The sequence below is a fragment of the Psychrobacillus sp. 05T411 genome (assembly GCF_056396485.1).
In genome coordinates, this window is the sequence record NZ_JBFTLO010000002.1 from 48,302 (window position 1) to 71,614 (window position 23,313).

The 23,313-nt window shown below is 36.6% G+C and carries 21 protein-coding genes; 6 read left to right on the forward strand and 15 right to left on the reverse strand.

From position 1 onward, the window contains the following. Positions 1-109 precede the first annotated feature (109 nt). The 11 genes from AC1DFT_RS01775 to AC1DFT_RS01825 form a co-directional block, all read right to left on the reverse strand. Positions 110-979 carry an O-antigen ligase family protein gene (locus AC1DFT_RS01775; RefSeq protein ID WP_477917059.1) on the reverse strand — a complete coding sequence of 290 codons (870 nt, stop codon included), beginning with the start codon at positions 977-979 and terminating at the stop codon, positions 110-112. A gap of 323 nt (positions 980-1,302) precedes the next feature. Next, positions 1,303-2,040, reverse strand: coding sequence for a tyrosine-protein phosphatase (locus AC1DFT_RS01780; protein ID WP_477917061.1), 738 nt, complete (start codon positions 2,038-2,040; stop codon positions 1,303-1,305). Positions 2,041-2,057: 17 nt separating this feature from the next. After that, positions 2,058-3,404, reverse strand: a complete 1,347-nt coding sequence (locus AC1DFT_RS01785) for a tyrosine-protein kinase domain-containing protein (RefSeq protein WP_477917063.1) — start codon at positions 3,402-3,404, stop codon at positions 2,058-2,060. A 39-nt stretch (positions 3,405-3,443) separates the two neighbouring features. Next, positions 3,444-4,088, reverse strand: a complete 645-nt coding sequence (locus AC1DFT_RS01790) for a sugar transferase (RefSeq protein ID WP_477917381.1) — start codon at positions 4,086-4,088, stop codon at positions 3,444-3,446. A gap of 247 nt (positions 4,089-4,335) precedes the next feature. Then, positions 4,336-4,941 carry an ABC transporter ATP-binding protein gene (locus tag AC1DFT_RS01795; protein WP_477917064.1) on the reverse strand — a complete coding sequence of 202 codons (606 nt, stop codon included), beginning with the start codon at positions 4,939-4,941 and terminating at the stop codon, positions 4,336-4,338. Beyond that, positions 4,931-5,854: an ABC transporter ATP-binding protein gene (locus AC1DFT_RS01800; RefSeq protein WP_477917066.1), complete on the reverse strand. Its 924-nt coding sequence runs from the start codon at positions 5,852-5,854 to the stop codon at positions 4,931-4,933. The genes AC1DFT_RS01795 and AC1DFT_RS01800 overlap by 11 nt, the downstream gene beginning before the upstream one ends. Before the next feature lie 17 nt (positions 5,855-5,871). Further along, positions 5,872-6,741, reverse strand: coding sequence for an ABC transporter permease (locus tag AC1DFT_RS01805; protein WP_477917068.1), 870 nt, complete (start codon positions 6,739-6,741; stop codon positions 5,872-5,874). Beyond that, positions 6,738-7,766 carry an ABC transporter permease gene (locus AC1DFT_RS01810; protein WP_477917383.1) on the reverse strand — a complete coding sequence of 343 codons (1,029 nt, stop codon included), beginning with the start codon at positions 7,764-7,766 and terminating at the stop codon, positions 6,738-6,740. The genes AC1DFT_RS01805 and AC1DFT_RS01810 overlap by 4 nt, the downstream gene beginning before the upstream one ends. Next, positions 7,741-9,342 (reverse strand): ABC transporter substrate-binding protein, encoded by a 1,602-nt coding sequence (locus tag AC1DFT_RS01815; protein ID WP_477917070.1) that lies wholly within the window; start codon positions 9,340-9,342, stop codon positions 7,741-7,743. The genes AC1DFT_RS01810 and AC1DFT_RS01815 overlap by 26 nt, the downstream gene beginning before the upstream one ends. Before the next feature lie 278 nt (positions 9,343-9,620). Further along, a complete protein-coding gene (locus AC1DFT_RS01820; RefSeq protein WP_477917072.1) occupies positions 9,621-10,613 on the reverse strand; it encodes a glutaminase in 993 nt (330 codons plus the stop codon). Between the two features lie 119 nt (positions 10,614-10,732). Then, entirely contained in the window at positions 10,733-11,206 is a 474-nt protein-coding gene (locus AC1DFT_RS01825) for an MgtC/SapB family protein (RefSeq protein ID WP_477917074.1), read from the reverse strand. A gap of 327 nt (positions 11,207-11,533) precedes the next feature. On the opposite strand from AC1DFT_RS01825, the gene AC1DFT_RS01830 reads away from it, so the two are divergent. The 4 genes from AC1DFT_RS01830 (at position 11,534) to AC1DFT_RS01845 (ending at position 17,820) form a co-directional block, all read left to right on the forward strand. Continuing rightward, entirely contained in the window at positions 11,534-14,566 is a 3,033-nt protein-coding gene (locus tag AC1DFT_RS01830) for an efflux RND transporter permease subunit (protein ID WP_477917076.1), read from the forward strand. A gap of 310 nt (positions 14,567-14,876) precedes the next feature. After that, a complete protein-coding gene (locus tag AC1DFT_RS01835; protein ID WP_477917078.1) occupies positions 14,877-15,851 on the forward strand; it encodes a CobW family GTP-binding protein in 975 nt (324 codons plus the stop codon). A gap of 32 nt (positions 15,852-15,883) precedes the next feature. Next, on the forward strand, positions 15,884-16,891 hold the full coding sequence (locus AC1DFT_RS01840) for a permease (protein ID WP_477917080.1): 1,008 nt from the start codon (positions 15,884-15,886) through the stop codon (positions 16,889-16,891). Between the two features lie 8 nt (positions 16,892-16,899). Beyond that, on the forward strand, positions 16,900-17,820 hold the full coding sequence (locus AC1DFT_RS01845) for a TIGR03943 family putative permease subunit (protein ID WP_477917082.1): 921 nt from the start codon (positions 16,900-16,902) through the stop codon (positions 17,818-17,820). A 341-nt stretch (positions 17,821-18,161) separates the two neighbouring features. On the opposite strand, the gene AC1DFT_RS01850 is transcribed toward AC1DFT_RS01845, so the two are convergent. From AC1DFT_RS01850 to rpmG, 3 genes are all read right to left on the reverse strand, one after another. After that, positions 18,162-18,503: a hypothetical protein gene (locus AC1DFT_RS01850; protein ID WP_477917084.1), complete on the reverse strand. Its 342-nt coding sequence runs from the start codon at positions 18,501-18,503 to the stop codon at positions 18,162-18,164. Between the two features lie 98 nt (positions 18,504-18,601). Beyond that, positions 18,602-18,871, reverse strand: a complete 270-nt coding sequence (gene rpsN / locus AC1DFT_RS01855; protein ID WP_477917085.1) for a 30S ribosomal protein S14 — start codon at positions 18,869-18,871, stop codon at positions 18,602-18,604. Positions 18,872-18,891: 20 nt separating this feature from the next. Continuing rightward, entirely contained in the window at positions 18,892-19,041 is a 150-nt protein-coding gene (gene rpmG, locus AC1DFT_RS01860) for a 50S ribosomal protein L33 (RefSeq protein WP_142607317.1), read from the reverse strand. Between the two features lie 257 nt (positions 19,042-19,298). Between rpmG and AC1DFT_RS01865 the strand changes: the two genes are divergently transcribed. Continuing rightward, complete coding sequence (locus AC1DFT_RS01865; protein ID WP_477917088.1) at positions 19,299-19,772, forward strand: Hsp20/alpha crystallin family protein; 474 nt, start codon at positions 19,299-19,301, stop codon at positions 19,770-19,772. Between the two features lie 665 nt (positions 19,773-20,437). Continuing rightward, on the forward strand, positions 20,438-22,771 hold the full coding sequence (helD, locus tag AC1DFT_RS01870; protein WP_477917090.1) for an RNA polymerase recycling motor HelD: 2,334 nt from the start codon (positions 20,438-20,440) through the stop codon (positions 22,769-22,771). An 89-nt stretch (positions 22,772-22,860) separates the two neighbouring features. On the opposite strand, the gene AC1DFT_RS01875 is transcribed toward helD, so the two are convergent. Next, complete coding sequence (locus tag AC1DFT_RS01875) at positions 22,861-23,070, reverse strand: hypothetical protein (RefSeq protein WP_477917092.1); 210 nt, start codon at positions 23,068-23,070, stop codon at positions 22,861-22,863. Positions 23,071-23,313: the final 243 nt, after the last annotated feature.

Below are 23,313 nucleotides of genomic sequence, written 5' to 3' on the forward strand. Positions count from 1 at the left end.
ATCCCCCTCCATCTTCTACTTACAACACTTTCTTTTGTCATGATTTGTTTCTCTATCATATTGAAGGTAGGATTTGTTCTCGCATGACTAGATATATACTTGCCCATCGTTACTGTTCTTCTTTTCTTTCTAATAATGTTGGATACCATGCAAAAGCTAATAAAAGCCACAGATGTCTCCAATGTAAAGTATCAATAAAAAAACTATTAAATGCTAATCCAACTAAAGAAGCGAATATAACGAGATAGAATATTCCAATCTCTCCTTCAGAATTCATGAAACTAGAAAAAGACTTATAAATACTAACGAGGAAAAATAAAGAAAATGAGATTAAACCGCCCACTCCGTTTTCAGTAAAGAGCCTTGCATATAAGCTATGTGGTGAACGCTGAAAAGTATTTTCCGATTGACCTGGACCAATTCCAAAAGGGTTGGTTAACCCACTTTCAAATGCAGCTAATTGCGTTTCGAATCGATCATTATCATAGTTTTGATAACTTAATCTAGAAACTAGTAAATCCTCTACCATTGGCATTTGAATAAAATATAAAATTCCTGGTATACCTACCATAATTAAAAAGATTAGCGTATAGATCCTATTTTTAAAAAGATTTATTTTAAATAAAGACAAATAGATTAATAAGGAAAAAGAAAAATTTCCCCAAGCGGCTCTAGAAAAACTAATAATTATTCCTATGGCTAGAACAAGGAAAACAATATAATAGAATATTTTCTTTTTAATCAGAATTTTATTCCGCTCCGTCATACTTAAAGTAAAAAGAGCAGGCATTACTAAGAATGGTCCAAATACATTTGGATCTTTAAAAAGAGCCTTCACCCTTCCAAACATTAAAAAAAATTCACTAGAGGGTAATAGGTGAAAATATGCTAGCAGCCCGATAATAGATGAAAGTAACGCTGATACTAAATAACCATGGGCAATTAATTTTAAATAGTGTGGTCGTATAAGATAACTCATTCCAATTAACCCTATCCAAGAAAGAGCCAGATAAAATGTAATAGCTGTAAAAAATATGGATGATCCGATTTCTTTAATGAAAAATAAAGATATTAAATTACTTATTAAAAAAATACAAAGCACGCACAGTGGAAAAATCATTTCCTTGGAAAAACTATAAATTGAACAAACAAAACCAATTAGTACAAGGAGAATGATAAGTACATCATATGGAGAGGGTTCAATAAAAACAAATGAACTCACCAACATTGTTAAATATAAAAAAAAGGATAGCCACTTACTTCTACTTTCAACCATTGCTTTCTCCCATCGACTAACAAATCCTAAAATTTAATTGGTCTCCGTATATGAAAATCCGTTCCTTCAACTATATGAACAGTATTTTGTTGTAAGTAATTTACAAACCCTTTTGAAAATTTCTTTTGTATAGTTCTATAAGCACTTTGTTGGATAAAGGGCTCCTTTTCATCGTTATATGTGTTAGTCGTAACAAAATGGACTAGATTATGCCTACATATTTTTTTAGCAAACCTTTTTATGCCCCTTCCATGCTTACCCAGGAGACTTGCTGCGTTTACTTGAACAAGTGCTCCTTTATTTACTAAGTCCAAAAGCTTTGTTGGATTTTTGATCATCTCTGTATTTAGTTCGGGATGGGCAATGATTGGTATATATCCCTTTAATTGAATTTCATAAAAAATCTTTTGCGTAAATGCAGGAATTCTATTTTTAGGGAATTCTATCAATATATATTTATTCGTTCCTGCGAGCGGTAAAAATTGTTTCTTTAAATCATCAAGTAAATCTTCCTGTAGTCGTATTTCCATTCCTTCGAGAACTGTTAGTGGAATATTGAGTTCTATAAACTTTTTATTCAAGTTAGTTACTAGATGTTTAATCCATGGTTCAAAGTCTCTATAGTCTTTGTTCATACTATGTGGTGCTGCAATAATATGTGTTATTCCGCTCTCCACTGCTTGCTTTGCTAGTGTTATTGCTCCCTCGTCATTTCCCGGTCCTTCATTAACCGGCAATATATAGTTGTGTATGTCTACAAGCAATTTAAAGCCTCCTATCTTTAGTAGTGATAATTCGTACCGCTTCTGTTTAATACTGAGCCTAAAAATGTTGTTCCTACTTTTGTTAATCTAGCCATACTCTTTCTTGCAAGTTCTTCTTTTGAATTTGCCGCATTTATGACAAATAAACATCCGTCTACTAGCATTGAAAGACTTAATGCATCTGTTACAGATAACGGAGATGTATCAAAAATGATAACATCAAAGTTTGACTTCAATTCCTCTATTACTTCTTTCATTATTGTAGAAGATAATATTTCTGCTGAATTGGGGGGAATTGGACCTGCACTTATGAAAAACAAGTTATTTATAGAAGTTTGCTGTATTACTTCCTCCAATTTAAATTCACCTGATATGGCAGATGTTAGACCATTTCGTTCCGGAAGATCGAATAGTTTTCTTCCATCCGGTTTCCGAAGATCGGTATCTACATATACTGTTTTTTTACCGTCCATCGCCATGACGATTGCCAAATTGCCACTTATAAATGTTTTTCCTTCCACAAAATTCGGGCTTGTTACCATAAACGCTTTAATCTTTTTTTGTTCCATTTGATATTGAACATTAGCACGTAAATTTCTAAATTCTTCAACTAAATGAGATGGATTATACACATCTTGAACGAGTTTATATTGCTTATTCTTAAATCTTCTTTTCATTCTTTTCTTTGATTTCGTAAAAGAAATGGTACCTAAACTAGGTATACCTAAACTTCTTTCTGTTTTAGTGACTGTATTTAAATCTGTCATATGAAATTCTCTTATAAGAATGGTCATACCACATATAAGTAGCCCTATAACAAAGGAAATAATATAGTATAAAATAGCACTTAGTTTGACCATAATTACATCTGTATCAGCCGAAACTTCTTTTAGAATATTTATATTTTCAAGATTCATTAACTCATTAACCTGTTTTTGGAAAATTTCAGCATAAGTATTTGCTAATAATGCAGCTGCTTCAGGGGTTTTTTCGCTTACAACTATCGTAATAATTTGAGAGTTATTGCTCGTTTCAATTTTGACGTTACTTGTTATCACTTCTTTTGAGTATGGTTTTTCTAATTCTTCGTTTACCTTACTAATCATTCTGTCACTTTTTAACATTTGCTTATATGTTTCTATAAGGCGTAAATTCGTATCAATTTCATTCGCTTGAAGGTTAGTATTTTGAGTAATTTTAGCAGAATTATTTATTAGAAGATCCGTTCTAACTTCGTAAACCGGTGGGATTGTAAAATACACGGACCCCCCTCCTAATGTAATCAATAAAACAACAAAAATAATTGATTTTCGTTTATTATAAAATAAACTTAAAATTTCTTTAAAACTTATCGTCTGTCTCATCGTATGCCAACCATTCTTAATAGGAAATATTTCATCGATTCAATACGCCCCCTTTCCCCGAATAACCAATAATATAGTACGAGCAATGATCTTTATATCTAATGCCAGGGAGCAATTTTCCACGTAGTATCGATCCAGCTCCATTTTTTGACCATGGCTTATTTCTGAACGTCCATTTATTTGGGCATATCCTGTAATTCCGGGTTTCACTCGTAATCGCTTCTTCTGCTCTTCCGAATAATGACTCGTAATTTCAACCATCTCCGGTCTTGGCCCTACAAGACTCATATCTCCTTTAAGCACATTCCATAATTGAGGAATTTCATCGATGCTATACTTCCTATATATTTTGCCAATTTTCGTCACTTCTTGATCTATTGGTTTAACAAAAGAAAATTCTTTTGGAACGCCATTTCCCCATTCGTATTGATGACTACTAGACTCTTCCATGATCGGTTGCATTGTACGAAATTTCCAAATCTTAAAAGATGTATTGTGGATACCACTTCTAATTTGCCTAAAAAAAATAGGCTTACCCGAAAGTAGCAATGCAAGAATCGAAAATAATAGTAGTAACGGCGTAAAGAATAATAAGAGTATAATACTAGCTATGATATCTGCTACTCTCTTGCCGATACGAGAATAGAAATTATGGACTGATTCCGAAAGCACAACTTCTTTCATACTTTCCAATAAATGATCTCCTTTACATAGTTAAATATGAGCTATTGAAATTAGTATATTACCGCTTGCTACTAAAAAAGAACTAATTAAAATAATTTATAAGACAAGTTCTATTTAGAAAAAAACAAGCCGCTCCAACGTTTTCACGTTAGAACGGCTTGTTAATATATTGACCAATTTAAAAAAATAAACCAGCCTAAACCTTTTTACCTAATAGACTTAATTTTTTTAAATATACTTTAGTCACTTATTTTATATCAGCTAAATTAATCACTCGATCACAAAGTCTCTGTACAAGCTTAGCTTCGTGACTGACAACGATAATCCCCATCTCTCTCTTTTTCGCAATTTCAAGAACTGCATGCCAAAGTTGGGCTTGCGTGATTGCATCGAGCATAGTCGTCATTTCATCTGCAATGAGAAAACGAGTATGAGAACCCAATGCCCGCGCCACACAAAATCGTTGCAACTCTCCCCCGGATAACTCATTTGGATACCGCATCAGCCATTCCTGCTTAATTCCTAATAAATCGAACAATTCTTGATCAGGTTTTCCACCTTCGTTCAGCACTTTCTCCATTTTCCAGCGTGGATTTACGGCTTTTTCTGGATGCTGAAAAACTAATTGTACTGGATGGATTCCTTTAGAAGATACTGGTAAACCATCCATTGTAATATTACCTTCTAAAGCCTTTTCATATCCCGATAAGATACGACAAAAAGTTGTTTTACCTTGTCCACTTGGTCCCGTGAGTCCAACGATTTCCCCAGGCTCTACCGTTAGATTGACACCTTGAAACAGCCACGGACCTTTGCCATATCGAAATCCGATATTTTTCGCTTCAAGTTGCATGGATACACCTCACCATTCCATTACGAAGATGACGCATCTCTGGTTGTTTTTGGTTGCAAGCAGCAGTTGCCTTTATACAGCGTGGAGCAAACAAACAACCAGTTGGCAAAGCACTTGGATGAGGCTGTGATCCAGGAATTGGGATAAAATCATTTTGAGGTAATGCTCTCCATAGCGCTTTACTATATGGATGTCTCAATGACTCACCATCACCTGTAAAATTTTCTACAGGCGCTACTTCTACTGTCGTACCTGCATAAAAAACAGCAATTTTATCAGCAATCGTTAAAGCTGATTCAATATCATGTGTAATTAGCATAACTGCACAACCATTGTCTGCAAATTCTCTGAAATTGCTTAATGCCTCTTTTATAACAACTGGATCTAGACCCGGTGTAGGTTCATCCGCAATAATTACTTTTGCATCACTTACGATTGCCGTAGAAAGAAGCGTTCTTCGTGCCATTCCTCCAGAAAGCTGAAAAGGAAACATTTTCTCTACGTTTTGTTTTAAGCGGAGTCGTTTAAAAACCGCTCTCTGCGCTAAAGTAGCGTCACCAGTTTTTACGGAAGAACGAACTTGATTTCCTACGCGCATAAGTGGGTCTAAATAGTTTGTCGATTGTGGAATAAGTGCAATTTCTTTACCACATAACGATGCTTGTTGTGAAGTAGTAAGCACTTCCCCGTTGTATTTAATGGTTCCACTGATTGTGGCATTGTCGGGAAGTATACCAAGAATGGCATGTGCCAGTAGACTTTTCCCTGAACCACTTGCCCCTACTACTGCAAGTATTTCACCTTCTTCTATGGTGATATTTAAACTTGAAATAACTTGTATATTTTTCTGCTTCAAACCAGTTGTATATTGGTTAAAAGATATAGATAAATTTTCTACTTCAAGGATAGGCATCTTTTCCCCTCCTTCTATTAATTGTTGCTTTTCGTAGGATCTATCAGTAATCTTAGATTTTCTCCAATTCGATCAAATGCCTGAACGATAATGAGTAAACAAAATCCTGGGAAAAAGGCAAGCCACCACATACCTGCAGATAAATACTTCATAGATTCTGACAAAATAATACCAATAGCTGGTTCATGTGGCGATAAACCTAAACCTATAAATGTTACTGCAGCTTCATGTAAAATCACATGCGGAAACAGCAGCATAAAGCCAATTAAAACTTGCGGTGTCAGGTGCGGAAGAATATGATGAATAGCAATCCATCCCCGAGATTTCCCCATCTGCTGAGATATTTGCACATATTCGGCTGAGCGAATTTGCATAACTTCTGCTCTAATAACCCGAGCTAAACTTGGCCAATGGGTTAACATTAGACCTATAACAATTCCTTTAAATCCTCCGCCAAACGTAAAGGCAATCAGAATTAGGGTCACTAGATGCGGCACACTTAGAAAAAGGTCGATTAGCCAAGAAATCACACGATCTGCCACATTTCCCATTGTTGCTGCAGCCATACCGAGCGTTAGGGCGATGAACGTACTGCCAACAGCCCCAATCATTCCTACCCCGATACTTAAGGAAAGCCCCATTATCGTTCGGGTAAACATATCTCTACCTAACCAGTCTGTACCAAAAAGATGATCTATTGAAGGTGCCAAATTTCGTTCGATTAGATTCGTGGCAATTCGTTCCTTATCGAGTAATGCCCCAACTAGAACAACCGTTATTAAGAAAAGAGCGAAGAAAAGGATTGTAAAAAGCGTTCTTTGTCTACGATTGAGAGAAAACAGTTTCATCTTTTGTTCTTTATCTTTCACTTTGAGACTTGGAATCATAACATTCTACTCTCCCTCGTTCTCGGATCTACTATGTAGTAGATTAAATCGGCAATTAAATTTCCTGCAAAAACAAAGAAAGTACTAAATATAACTAGGCCCAATAAAAGAGGAACATCTCCTCTAAGTCCAGCTTCAACTGTCGCTTGTCCGAGACCCGGATAAGAGAATACCTGCTCAGCAAGCACCGCACCACCAAACAATTCACTAAATGCAGCAAATTGTAAAGTGATGGCAGGCAACGCTACATTCCGCAATCCATGTCTCCAAAACAAGGTGAAACCACGTTCCCCTCTTGCTTTAGCGAACAACACATAATCACTCGAAAGAACATCGATTAACTTCTGACGCGTATGTAATGCTACATTCGCAACACCAATAATACTAAGTGTAATCGCTGGAAGTACCAGATGCTCTATGCGATCCGCTATAGTAACATCTTCCGCTAGAACACCAGCTGGCACACCTAGTCCAATTGGAAACCAACCGAGCCAAACAGCAAAGACTATCAGCATTAAAAGTCCCATCCAAAAAGTAGGCGTAGATGCTAGTGTGTAACAATACCACTTAATCATTCGGTCAATCCAAGTGTCCTTTTTCATCGCGGATACAACACCCATTATAAATCCAATTATTCCTGATAAAATCCATGCTGTTAACATTAAAAGAAGTGAATTTAGAAATCGTTCTCCAATTATTTCCGCAACGGGACGGCGGTACGTCATGGAAGTTCCTAAATCCCCTTGTAGTAAGGCGGAACCCCAACTTAAAAACTGTACCATCACTGGTTGATCGAGTCCCCAATACTCCGCTATCTTCTCTCGTTGCTCTGGACCTACTTTTAACATATCCGCACCAATATAGGCTTGAATTGGATCAATCGGAGAGTTTTTTATTAATAAAAAAGAGATTAAACAGATAGCGACTAATAATGTAAGCATTCTTAAACCTTTCAGCAATAGAAAGATTCCAATCTTTATACCAATATTTTTGTGCAACTTACTTACTCCATTTCCAATCAACAATATTATCTGTAGCCGGCCATCCATGCCCATGTACATGGATTCTTTGTTGTCCAATATCTAAGTTATCTTTCACTAAATATAAGTGATCAATATTGACTAACCACGCCCAAGGAGCATCTCCTTTTGCGCTTAAACCAGTTGATCCATCCCATTGTGCTTTTTTCCAAAACTCTATCGCCTCGGCTTCACTTTTAGCCTGAAGCGCCTCCTTAAAATATTGATCTACTTTAGCATTTTTATAATAACCTGTATTATAGTAGTCTACCCCAGCATTATCGCTAGCGTATATGTTGTACATCTCATGTGGGTCATGACTTCCCCAGCCCATTAGTACAGCTTCTGAATACATCTTCTGCTCAATGACATCCCAACTTCCACCCTCTATTTTGATCTGAATACCGAGGGCTTTCATCATATCTGCAACAGCAATGGCAAGAGATTGTCTTACTACATCATCCGCTGCATAATAAAGACTAAATTCTGCTTTAAGAGAGTCTTTTTCCAAAATTCCATCGCCATCTGTATCTTTCCAACCTGCTTCTTCTAGTAGTTTACGTGCCCCATCTAAATCAGCATCATTAATGACAGTATCCGGATTCCACCAAGGTAGTCCATCAACAGAAGTATAAGCAGGTGTTCCCTGTCCTTCCAATACACCGTCAATTAGAGCTTTTCGATCAACCGCAATATTTATGGCATGACGAATAGCTGGATCAGCAGTTACGTCATTACCAATCGGTAAGCCATCTTCTGTAACATCACCTGATTTTACATATGGGAATACAATTCCACGGTTGTCCACTGTCTTAACTGCTTCAAGTTTCATGCCAGGCACTTTTCTATTACTTAATGCAGCTGGTATATAGGCAAGATCTACTGTTCCTGCTTGAGCAGCAGCAAATGCAGCATCTTCATTCAAGAATACAAATGTTAATTTTTTAAAATACGGCTTTTTGCTATAGTATTCGGGATTCGATTTAACAATCATCTGTTGTCCCCTATCCCATTGGACGAGCTGAAAAGGTCCAGATCCTACAGGATTTTCACTATAGTTTTCATCGTATGCATGTTTTGGTACAATTCCAGTTGCCACTAGATTATTAACAAAAGTGGATTGTACTTCTCTTAAAGTAAAGGTTACTGTCGTATTGTCTACTGCTTCTACTTTCTCCAATCCATTTAAATCGATAACGGATCCACTAGCCGCTGCTGTTTCGAATGTAAATTTCACATCTTCTGCTGTTAATGGCTCGCCATCTGAAAATTTCACATCATTACGTAATTTCACTGTCCACACTTTTCCATCTTCACTTACTTCATAACTTGTTGCCAAATCATTTACAATATTTAGCTTATCATCTCTTTTTAAAAGAGTACTTTGGAAGAGTGGGGACCCATAACGCCCCCAACCAGTCGTTGGATCGAATCCGGTTTCAGGTTCAGATCCAAATGCCAGTACAAGCTCGTCTTTTGGCTTATCCTTATTTTGACTAGTATTTGTTGTGGAACATCCTGCTAATATGATCGATAAAGCTAAAGTAGCTACCACGATCAAACCGAAAAACTTTTTGGTCATTTACTGCACTCCTTCTTTTTAATAAATTGATATAGACTCAGTTTTAAATAAAGAATGGTAGGAAAATTATTAGTGGCATGACGAAGGTCATATTTTGGTAATGCGGAAGATTACCAGAGAGTGGGTTACAAAAAGGAATAAAATGGATGGAACTTACGGGTTATTCCATTACGTATTATACGATTGTTTCCATCAGGTATCAATATTTAAATAGGACTACATTTACAAGTAAGACTCTACTAGTCATAAGACTTGTAGAGCCTTTATACATCAAAACTTTAAAAAATACTCAAATCCCATGTATTCGCTATTTTTTCAAGTAATAAAACACCTGCCACACTACTCCCATACTCATCAATAGCAGGTCCATAAATACCTATCCCACATCCGTCCAGTAAAGGAGATGCAACTTGTCTTACACGGGGAGGTACTGCTGCCATAATTCCACCGGATACCCCAGTCTTTGCAGGAATTCCAATGAATGCAGCAAATCGTCCGGAATTATTATAGACTCCACAAGTCAGCATGAGACTCTTTGCTAATCTAGCAATTTCTTTAGGAAGGATTTGTTCTTTCCGAATAGGATGATATCCATCATGCGCTAAAACTAACCCGATCAATGCAATGTCTTCTGTGTTTACTTCTATTGAACATTGCTTCAAATATACTTCTAACGCTTCCTCTACTTCCATTTCTAAATAGCCTGTTTCTTTTAAATAATAAGCGAGCGCTCTATTTCGATTTGCTGTTTCCCATTCGGAGCGAAATACTTCTTCATTATAGGTAAAAGGTTTCCCTACCATTTTCTCCATTAACTTTAATACCGATTCTAACTTCGCTTTTGGGGTTTCCCCAGGAAGAATCGAAGAAACCGTAATAGCTCCTGCATTAATCATCGGATTAAATGGTTTTCCATGCTTATGCATTTCTAAACGAATAATCGAGTCAAAAGGATCTCCAGTTGGTTCTAAATCAACTCTCTCCAATACATAAGGAAGGCCATGATGCATACATGTAACGATAAAACTAATTACTTTGGAAATGCTTTGTAGCGTAAATGTTACTTCCCAATTACCAGATTTTATAATGTTCCCATCCGGCTCTATTATCGAGATGCCTAAATGTGATGAGTCTGCCTTTTCTAAAGCTGGTATGTAGGAAGCATTTTTTCCTTGGGATGTAAACGGGCCATACTCCGTAATCCATTCATCGATTAAATTGGCATTTTGGATATTTCTTTGTTCCATTGCATCTTTTCTCAATTGTTCCATTGTTTTTCTCCTATTCTATATCTACTCTCTTTTTTAAAAAATAATGATAAAAAACTACAATAATCGCCGATCACAATAATTGTAGTCTTTACTTCATTTATCCTATTTAAACTATTCGGTTACTCCCCATCACTATCATCATCTTTTTCTCTTGATGGTAATATTCCCACTTTCACCGCAAGCTTTGGTAAATTCATCGCAATAAACATTAAGACTGCGGTGATAATAGCTAAATCATATGCTCCATAACCTATTGTCAAACCGACACAAGCAGTAATCCAAAGATTTGCTGCAGTAGTAAGTCCACGTTTTACATTCCCTTTGTCTATCCAAATTACCCCTGCTCCAAGAAAACCAATTCCACTTATTACTTGGGCTGCTAATCGCATCGGATCCATATAAGGTCCTTGGTTTAAAGTCGATAAAGACATTGCTAATGTCGAACCTAAACATACTAATATATGCGTTCTAATTCCCGCAGGCTTATCTTTAACCGCTCTTTCTAAGCCGATAAAAAATCCGACTACTGTTGCCACAACTAGTCTTATATATAAGTCAAAATGTGAATCAAATAATGATGTAATAAAATTCATCGTGCATTACCCCCTTGAGGTTTCAACCTGTCTTGTCTCTCCAATTATACATCACTTAGGGTAACTCTTTATGCAATTATCTAAACTTCCATTTAGCTTACTTTTTAAGTTGACGAGGACACTACATCTTAGGTCTTAGATAAAGATAATTCTAAGGTTCAATGTGGAACATTTTTCTATTTCCTACAATGAAGAAGCAACCGAAGCAATAGAAAGGAGTCTTTTTGTCCAGTAAAGTTTTTGCAAAATTTCCAATGTTAACAACAAATTTTTAGTTACTATCCATTTTAATTAAAAAAATTGTCACTTTTAGGAGGAATTATTTCTATGTCAACAATCACCAGGTGGGCTTTTGGTAACAAAGCCGCCATCACTGTATTAACAGTTTTAATATTAGTAATTGGCCTTGTTAGTTATTTTAGATTGCCCATGGAATTTTTACCATCTGCTGATAATCCGCAAGTAACTATTATTTCGATGGGGCAAGGTGCGGATTCCAAAACAATGGAATCCGAGGTAACCGATCCGATAGAAAGGGCAGTAACAGGACTTAATGGAAAAACGTCTGTTTTTTCTAAAACCGGAGATGGATTTTCCCAAGTAGATCTATTCTTTGAAGCAGGCTATGATATGAAACAAGCAAAACAAGATGTAATGGATGCCATGAATAATGTTGCTTTACCTGTCTATGTATCCAAGCCAATCATTTCTCAGCTGAACACTTCCATGATTCCAATTGTGAATATCGCCGTCACTTTTGAAGACGGATTGACAGCTGAAAATATAGACTTTGCACGCAATGAGTTGCATGCTCTTTATCAAGATATCAAAGGTGTCTCGAATGTTGATATATACGGAACTACCGATTCCATCATCTCTGTCAAAATAAATGACGAAAAATTGACTGAGCACCAAATCCCACTTCAAGCAGTTATGGGCGTTCTCAATGGTCAAAACACTTCTGTCACAATAGGGGAAAAAACGATTGATGGTAAAACGAGCAATATTAAAGTAATCGGCGATGTAACAAGTATGGAAAAACTAAAAGAAATAACGGTAGCTCCAGATGTAACCTTGGGCGATATTGCAACGATTCAAGAAACAACCGATGCAAACTTCATAAGCCGTTTCAATGGAAAAGATAGCTTAGACATTAGCATCACAAAAGATAGTCAATCAAATGCAGTAACGATTAGTAAAGAAATTGAAAAAGTAACGAAAGAAATCAACGATAAGTATGACCAACAGGAATCCGTTATTTACGTATCCTCTTCTGATTTAGTGGAAAATTCCGTTCATACGATGATAAAAGAAGTGTTACTTGGCGCACTCTTTGCAACGATTGTCATCATGCTTTTCTTACGAAATATCCGCACTACTTTTATAACGATTGTATCCATTCCTCTATCTCTTTGTTTCACCTTATTTTTACTGTCCTTATCAGGTGTAACACTGAATATATTAACACTTGGCGGTGTCGCTGTTGCTGTTGGCCGTCTTGTAGATGATAGTATTGTCGTGATTGAAAATATTTTCCGTAAAATGCAAACAGAAAAGTTTTCTGTACAAATGATTATTGATGCAACGAAACAAGTCGGTGTTGCAATTACAGCTTCCACTTTAACAACGGTTGCCGTTTTCTTGCCGATGAGTTTACTAAATGGAGGGCTTCAAGAGTTCCTTTTACCATTCGCTTTAACAGTTACGTATTCTTTACTCGCTTCGCTAATCGTTGCATTGACGGTAGTTCCTTTAATGAGTGCTGGATTATTAAAGAACACGAAAATTCCCGAACATAAACCAGCTGTTCGCTTTCCCAAAATAGTGACATGGTCATTGAATCATAAATGGATTGTTTTCGTCGTTTCTATCTTTCTATTTATAGGATCGATCGGTACTTATTTTGCCATTCCGAAAGGAGCAGTCGATAACTCCTCTGCCGATTATGTTGTGGCTACATTAAGCTACCCCAATGATACGCCAATCGATGAAATAAAGGAAAAAACAATCGAACTCGAATCCTCTATATTAGAAATGGATGAGGTAGAACATGTATTTTCACAAGTAGGCTCCCCAGCAGAAGCTGCTCAATATGGATGGGTAGGATCTCCGACGGAAGCATCTTTCAGTATTTTATTGCATGATAAAAAAGATACCGACGTCATTGTAAAAGAAATGGAAAAGAAGAAAGATCAATATCCTGAGGCCCTTTTAGAAGTTACTGCAGCGTCCTTCATGATGGGAGGAGCTAGCGCAACTATTACGATAGATGTAGTAGGTGAAAATTTAGTCGAGTTAGAAAAAACAGCAACAACTATTAAAGATAAAATGGATAACATAGACGGAGTAGAAGAAGTTACGACCAATCAAGACGAAAAGAAAACGGTGCACTCCCTTGTAGTTGATCCTACTAAAGGAAATACAGAACAAATCGCAGGGCAACTTAGTGTCATGCTAAATAAAACACCAATAGGAACAATCAGTTTAAATAATCAACAAAAAACGGTATTTCTAGAACCTCTTCTAGTGACGAAAACACCGGAAGACTTGGAAAATATACCAGTCATGACCGAATCAGGCCCTGTTCCAGTATCGTCCATCGCTACATTAAAAAGCGAAGAACGTTCTACGAGCCAGTTCCATAAAGACGGAGATGCCTATCTTCGAGTAACCGCATCCGTCGACTCTGCAAAGCTCTCGGAAATTTCAAATGCAATTAATGTAGAAATTTTCGGAGATGAAAAGGATAACCAAGGAATGGATATTCCAGATAATGTAGAAGTACTAATTGGTGGATCTAGTAGTCAGCAAGCAGAAGATTTTACAGATTTATTCCTTATCATGCTTGTATCTATCGGGATCGTATTCTTCATTATGGTCATCACATTTAAATCGATCAAGGCACCAATCGCCATTCTTTGCTCGTTACCACTTGCTGCAATCGGAGCTATCTTAGGAATTCTTATTAGCGGAATTTCCGTTGATATTACAGCTCTTCTTGGTGCATTAATGCTTATTGGAATCGTCGTAACAAATGCAATAGTGCTTCTAGACCGAGTGAAACAAAACGAAGAAAAAATGATTATCCGCGATGCACTTGTGGAAGCAACCGCAACAAGAATGAGACCGATCTTCATGACCGCACTCGCTACCATTTGTGCAATGCTTCCATTATTGTTGAAGCAATCCGAAACAGGTAGCTTAGTATCCCAAAGCCTTGCAATCGTTGTAATTGGCGGATTAGCTATGGCGACGTTGTTAACACTGATTGTCATTCCTTGCATTTATGAATTGCTTTATTTTAGAAAGTCTAAGAAACAACGGAAGGCTCAAGCGGCTGAGCAGGATGCTAATTCTTAATCTGAACAAATTAAAACCAGACCACTGCCTGAATGCTGTGGTCTGGTTTTTACTGTTTGTTCTTGTTAATTCGAAGGGTCTATTGCAATATTCTAGTATATTGATACTTCGGATTTAATAATCACCCTGTGTAAGAAACAATTCAGAATTTTTTTTTGCACAGGGACATTTTTTCACGTTGACTTACGAAAACAGAAGAAGTAAAATGTTAACCTAAAGCGTAGTTATTACGGTTTAATAATTAGCATATAATTAACGTGCATAGAATTTGTTGAATATTAAAATACTTGCAGTAGATAGGAGAAGTTTAATGAGTTTAAAAACAAAAATTCCTGTATATATTTTGAGTGGATTTCTTGGAAGTGGTAAAACAACCGTTTTATTAAAGATGCTAGAGCATTGTAAAAAAAAGGGACAACAACCAGGGATCATTTTAAATGAATTAGGTCAAGCAAATGTAGAAGGCCATTTGTTTGAAGATCGAAAAGTAGTTGAACTACTCAATGGTTGTATTTGCTGTACGATTCAAGATGATTTAAAAGAGACGATGAATGATTTAGTTGCGGAAATGGATTATAACCCCCTAGATGTTTTATTTATCGAAGGGACAGGTGTAGCAAATCCTTTAGAAATACAAGAAGTATTATTGACCGATCCTTATGTAAACCAATTTGAAATTATGTCGATTATTACAGTTATTGATGCTAGCCATTTCAGAGAGTATCAAAGTATTTTCACTAGCTCTAGCGAAGTGCGCAAGCTAGTTAAAGAACAAATTGTATGTGGCAGTCTTTTATTATTGAATAAGACTGATCTAATCCGACCTGAAGAGTTACAAAAGGTGATACGTAAAATTATACAAATGGGCGGAGACGAATCGAATATCATCCAATGTCAATTTGGCCAAGTAGAAAACGATATATTGTTTGAAAAACGATTTCAATCTTTTTTGATGAATCCACAAAATACAGATATTGCCAAAGAGCATGAACATCATCACTCTATTATACAAGCCATTAAATTAGAAGATATTCCATCCTTTCCGATAAAATCTTATGAAAAATGGTTTAAAGGACTTCCAAGCAACGTGTTAAGAGGAAAAGGATATATTGAAATTGAACAGACCTATGAACTATTAAACTTTCAATATGCTTCTAACAAAGTGACATTTACTAAACTACCTACTACTGCTCCTAAAAAATCGATTATTATTTTAATCGGAACTGATTTAAATAATGAAGTGATGAATGAACATTGTAGACATTTATTAGAAGGAATTCTTTAATAGAACAATTTTTTAAGGGATGTGAATAATTCATGCGAGCGAACAGGATCTCCTTATGGAAAGAAACCTTTATCTTCTTGATTTTTGGTATAATCGTATTTTCATTTATGGTCGCTGAATATATAGAAATACCTTTTGAAATTTCTAAAACTTGGTTAAATGCTGGAACAATATTTTTGAGCATCGTTTTAGAAGCATTGCCTTTTATTTTCTTAGGGGTATTTGCCTCTGCCTTCATTCAGACTTTCGTATCCGAAAGTACTGTGCAAAAATGGATTCCTAGAAATTCACTTGTCGCAATCATACCAGTAGCATTATTAAGTGCACTTTTTCCTGTTTGTGAATGTGCAATTATTCCAGTCGTAAGAAGACTGATCAAAAAAGGAATGCCATTGCATTTAGGTATTATTCTAGTCATCGGGGCTCCTATTTTAAATCCTATCGTTTTCGCTTCAACCTACTATGCATTCCAGTCAACACCCGGCATTGCTTATGCGCGAATGATTTTAGCGTTTATATTGGCAATTATAATAGGCTTTATCGTATTTCTCTGTTATCGAAATACGAATCAGTTGAAATGGACAACTACAGAGTTTATGGATAGTCATGTAAATATGGTGAACTCGAAGGAAAGTTCCAAAATGAAAATTTTTCTGTTTAATGCGACCGATGAGTTTTTTGATATGGGGAAGTATTTAATATTCGGAACAATCTTAGCCAGTCTATTTCAAACTTTTTTCAATCGAGATACATTAGTTAATCTTGCTTCAAGCGACATTGTCTCCCCACTTGTCATGATGGGTCTTGGCTTTATAATGTCTTTATGCTCAGAAGCGGATGCATTTGTTGCCTCCTCTTTTGCTCATACCTTCCCTACTGGATCCCTTTTAGCATTTTTACTATTTGGTCCTATGTTAGATTTAAAAAGTTCCTTTATGCTTTTTGCCTATTTTAAATTTAAATTTGTCATTGGCTACATGGTGATTGTTACACTATCTGTTTATGCGGTTATTTTGATTTTTCAACATTTTATTTTGTGAGGTGAGTTATGCGAAAAGAACCCGATTATCGATTTCATGTGTTTTTGAGAGGCGTTATTTTGATTGGTTTTTTCTTGTTGCTCTTCAAATTACTAATCTCTGGAGATATTCAAAACTTAATTGCGCCTAAAATGATCCCTTTTTCTTATTTTGCGGTATTGATATTACTAGTTCTAGGCGTTATGCAAATATGGCGCAGCAGCTCCAAAAATCGCACAGATTTATTTTGTAATTGTGGTTTTGACCATCATAATGCAGGCTCATTCATTGGAAACTTACTCATCTACTCACTATTTCTTATACCTTTGCTTGTCGGCTTTTGGTTTCCAGATACCGTTTTAGACAGTTCCATTGCAGCAAAAAGGGGTATCAACTATGGCTCCAACTTGGCTGCACCAAATGGGGATGTCGCTTATCTTATTGCTGAAAATACGTATAATAATGAAAGCTTAGAAGAGGATAGTGGTGGAGTAATAGATCCTAACTTGTATGAAGGCTATGATACAAATTTGGAATATAAAAATAGGGAAGAATTAAAGAATGAGCTGTTAAACAGTTCCAAAATTATCGTAAAAGACGCGTATTACTTAGACACTTTGGATATAATTGTTAATAATATTGACGCTTTCGTTGGCAAAGAAATAGAACTGATAGGCTTTGTTTTTAAAGAAGCAGATTTAAAAGCAGATCAATTCGTCGTAGCACGATTTGCTATCTCTTGTTGTATCGCAGACTCTACGGTTTTTGGTATTATTGCATCTGCTGATATGTCACACCCTGTTGCCACGGATGAATGGATAAGCACAACTGGTGTCATATCCAAAACAACAGTTGATGACTGGGAATTGCCAATGATCCAAGTGACTGAAATTGAGCGAATAGATCAACCAGAAGATCCATATGTGTATGAACTTTATATGCCTTATTAATGAACGCATAAAAAAGCATGAGCAAATTCGCATCATGCTTTTTTATAACGTTTGAAAAGAAAAGATTTATTTTTCACTATCAAAATCTACCCACTATATGTATTTCGCTGCCTCGTACGTTGCATACCACCAAAACTAATGAAAAAAATGCAACAATACAAAAAAAAGCCCAACTTTTCTTTTTCTTCATGCTATTTCCCCCTGAAATATTTAAATTAAATAACACTATTTCTCTTTTTATCATTACTCTTTTCTTATTTCACTCCTTCAAACGGTAATCATTTCGATTTGAAAGGATATAATCTATTATTTTGGCTCATCTTGAGTATTAGTTCCACTTTTTAATTGATAAATAAAAAAATGCGTTTGCCCTCTGCTTGTGGAAAGTGATTGGTGTAATCTATCCACTCTACTTTTTGACATCGAGCTTCCATTTTTTCATGGAGCTCTCCATCTATTTCTTTCATCCTTCTTACAACCTGATCGTAAGGCAAGTTAAAACGAGAGACCGCCAAGTGAAAGGGTGAATGCTTGAGTAATAGCTGGCAAAATTCATCTACGGTCTCTGCTTTTTCCACTAAAAGATCTTCTGTGTTTACAATAAATTGATAAAATTCTCTTTTGTCATCTGGAAGCTTTGCTACCTCACTTCGTAACAAAAACTCCATAAGCCGTTCATTCAAATTACTCACCTCACATTTAAAAACAGAACAGTCTCTTGTACTTCTCTCCGAAGGCTATGTGGAAGAACGAAAGCGCTTATTTTAGGACACGAAACTTGTCACCAACTCGATTTCTTTACACCAGGTAATTGTCCTTTATGTGCTAGTTCTCGGAAAGCAATCCTAGACATATTGAATTTGCGCATATAACCTCTTGGTCTCCCAGTCACTTCACAACGATTTTTCAATCGAGTAGGCGACGAATTTTTGGGCAGCTTGCCGAGTGCTGCATAATCCCCTCTTTCTTTTAATTCCTTCCGGAGTTCTGCATAGCGGATGACCAATTTCCGCTGTTTTTTGTCTTTGACCACTTTCGATTTTTTTGCCATTGTAATGCCTCCCTTAATATCTATTTTGTTTCTCTATGAAGTGTTACTTTGCGTAGTCGTGGGCAATATTTCTTTAGTTCAATACGTTCCGGATTGGTACGTTTGTTCTTCGTTGTAATATAATTGCGATCGCCCGACTCTGTACAGGCCAATGTAATATTCACTCTCATGGTTGCTCCTCCTCGGTATGTTTTTCACAAGCACAAACCATTAATCAGCTATAACTCCCTAGCTACACATTCAAAATAATACCAACTAAATCGTAATAATTACGATTTAGTTGGTATTATGAATTAAACCATATCATCATAAAAAAGTAAAGATTATTTTATTCACCAGTACATATTACAGTACCTTTAGCCCACTACCATTCTTTCGCCTCTACATAATTTATGCATGAGAATCAATAATTGAAGGAGGCATGAAAATGGCATATGAAAATGACAACTTGCCTACAGAAAAAAACAATCACTTCGTCGAAACAACTGGCTTTAGCGATAAACCCTTTTGGAATTTGATACAGCAGGTGGATTCTTTTTTCAATCAATTCTTTAACCACTTGGACACTCATCTGCTTCCTAATTCCTTGCAAGTGAGCACATATGAAACCGGAACAGAAGTGATAGTTGAAGTGGCATTACCAGGTTGCAATCGAAACCAGATCCAGTTAGAAATTATCGGCAACCGGTTACGAATTGGAATTGAGGACTCCCTTCAGGAGGAGTTTAAATATGAAACACATACAGGAAGAAGACAATTTTATTCACGAAGAGAGCAGATTGTCTCCCTTCCATTTACAATTCCTGAAAAAGAAGCACTTACCACTTTTCACAAGGAAGTATTAAGAATAACCATCCCGAAAAAAGATACTCAACCAAAATACCTTACAATTGATGACTAACAAAAATCAAAAGCTCTAAGCTCCTATATCTACCCCGATTTAATAGCAGGCACGACGAATCGAATGTTGCATATTATAGGAATAATGCCTCACAACCATTTTCGTCTCACCCCAAGTCAACTTGTTTTTTGAAAAAATGGTTGCTTTCATCGGCAAATTGGTTGCTCTTGGAATAGACTTGGTTGCTCTTGGAATAGACTTGGTTGCTCTTACGCTGGTTTGGTTGCTTTCGGAATAGAATTGGTTGCTCTCAACAACTGACTAGTTGCCATTTGCCACTTTCTGGATATAAAAGTAGAATAAACTGTGCTTCCTAGCAAGTCGATACTGATAAATAAGCAATTTCTTGTGGTTTGCAGAAGAAATCTGAGCGACGCCTTATCCTTATACCGCTTTGGGATACTATATGTCACTAGCAAAAAGTAATCCGCCTCATAATATTTTATAAATTTCTAAACGTAAAAAAGCTACAATCACCGATTCTAATCGGTGATTGTAGCTTTTGCTTTATATACGATATATATATTGATAGAATCTAAAATTTGTGGTAAATTAGTATAGAAACACTTTTTCTTTATTATGATATATATATTTTCCCTAATTTAATTATATATCATAATTCTCCATCGGTCAACTATTAATTCATTTTTAAAGGAGTGCTTGATATGGGTAAAGATTTCCAGCAGGAACAAGAACGCGTAAACAGTGTAATGGAAACAATTACGGAACAAATTAGCAAACTGGAAGGCGAAACTACTCGACGCCGAAATGAAGTCGTTGATTTTCGTAAACACTTTTGGGATGACGTTAAAGTAAACACCGATACTTTCGATGACTATTTAGAGACGATTATCAGTTTGCGACAACAGGCTCAAAATCTTTCCATAACACAAAGCACTCATAAACAAGCTTTCAATAAGTTATCCGCACTGCGCCGCATGCAAGAGGTACCTTATTTCGGTCGGATCGATTTCACCGAGGATGGAACTTCAAACGCAGAACGTATTTATATCGGCGTTTCCACACTTAGGGATACTAGCGAAGAGAACTTTCTAATCTACGACTGGCGGGCACCAATCTCTAGCGTTTACTACGACTCCTCACCTGGTCCTGCCAAATATAGCACACCTGAAGGAATTATCCACGGTATGCTGGAGAAAAAATGGCAATATATCATTCATAACGGTGTTATCGAATCGATGTTTGATACTAGTCTCACTATCGGAGATGAAATTTTACAGCAAGTGCTCGGCAAAGGCACCGACAAGCATTTACACAGTATAGTTGCCACCATTCAACAAGAGCAAAACCTTATCATACGGCATGATCATAAGCGTTTGCTCATCGTGTCAGGTGCTGCTGGGAGTGGCAAGACATCTGCAGCTATGCAAAGGATTGCTTACTTGCTCTACAAGTATCGGGAAAGCATAAGAGCCGATCAAATTATTTTATTTTCTCCTAATGCAATGTTTAATAGCTATGTTTCCACTGTATTGCCTGAGCTCGGAGAAGAGAATATGCAGCAGGTTACATTCCAAGATTACTTGAACCATCGACTAGGTGACGATTTTCAAGTGGAGAATAGCTACGAGCAATTAGAATTTGTATTAACTGCATCGGATACCCCTTCCTACCAAGCTAGGACAGCGAGCATTCGATTCAAGGCATCCCCTCGTTTTTTTGAAGCTATTCAAGCATATAGGCAATCACTGGAATTATCAGGCATGATATTCAAAGGAATTAAATTTAGAGGAAAACCAATCGTTACAGCTGAACAAATTACGGATAGGTTTTATAGTAGTGACAGATCGCTTCGCTTTTCTAGCAGGTTGGAGAACTTAGTGGAATGGCTAAACAAGCAAATGGATGAAGCGGAGAAACGTGAGCTAACCCAACCGTGGGTGCAAGAAGAAATTGAGTTGCTTAGTAATGAAGAGTACCAAAAAGCTCGAATTCTTTTACGAAAAAAACAAGGCTTTATAGAAGAGACGCTTGACAATTATGAAAGCGAGACCGAAGCAATCGGCCGCTTGATCGTGCGTAAAAAGTTGAAGTCCTTGCGGAAACAAATTCAGTCGCTTCATTTTATTCATATGAAAAAAATTTACAAGCAGCTTTTCACTGATTCAACACAGATCAAACAGTGGATCGATGGAAATACACCCGAGAAGTGGGATGATATTTGTCTATTGTCAGTAAAAATGCTGGACCAAGGTAAACTTTATTATGAAGATGCTACACCGTTTCTACTTTTAAAAGAGTTAATCCAAGGATTTCAGATGAACAGCTCGATCAAACATGTCATTGTGGACGAAGCACAAGATTATTCTCCGTTTCAATTCGAATTTTTAAAGCGTTTATTTCCTGCAGCGAAAATGACTGTACTTGGTGACTTTAATCAAGCCATCTTCGCCCATGCCAGCGAAACAAGTGATTTCCACACGCTTACAGATTTATATGGACCAGATCAAACAGATATGATCACTTTGACCCGTAGCTACAGATCCACCAAACCAATTGTTGAATTTACACGTCGCCTTGTACCAAACGGCGAAAGTATAACAGCTTTTGAACGCGACGGAGAGCCACCTGTGCTGACGCAATTGCAAGATCATGCCGAACTGCACCGCTCCATCGCTTCTAAAATCGCAGACTTACGCAATCAGCAGTATAATACGATTGCGATTATATGCAAGTCAACCGCAGAAAGCATTAGCGCATATGAAGCACTGAGTAGCGTGGATGATATTAAGCTCGTAAAGAAAGGCTCCACTGAGTATGAACAAGGCGTGGTCGTCATACCTGCTTATTTAGCAAAAGGCATCGAATTCGACGCAGTGATCATTTATAATGCATCCGCACAAGTATACGGCGATGAGGGTCTTCGCAGATTATTCTACACCGCCTGTACAAGGGCCATGCATTACTTGCAGCTATATAGCGTAGGTGACCCGAGCCCTCTTTTACACAATATCGAGCAAGAGAGTTTACTACCGTAATCACATTCAACTAAAAACAGACCAAGGCTTAAATGCTTTGGTCTGTTTTTTCACTAGTTGCCTATTAAATTTCTAGATATCCGAAAAATTTATCGAGAAGGCCTAGGTTCTTGACAATTAGAACATTTTTTCTGATTGCTACCTTTAAATTTAGTAAACGTTTTTTCAAATTCATTTCCACACGAACATTTAAACTGTAGTTTTTGAGAGAACCCTAGATACTCATTCGATAGTAATTCACTATCTGAATTTTTCTTGACATAATCCCGTATTAGTTCAATCGTCCATTTTTTATTCATATAAACACCTCCGATTGTTTTTCCTTTCAATTAGACTTCAAACTACCCAATCTATCTGAATCCCTATTGTACCATCACTTTTTAGAATCCTGTTTTAGACTGAAATATTCCTCAATTAGTGATTATCTAAGCAGTTTGCTCGACATTTCTTTCATTATACAAGTTCAAATTCTGCACCAACTGGCGGAAACAATTAAAAAATCATCTCAAGCTTAAAAGCCGAGATGATTGTTTATGCTTGTT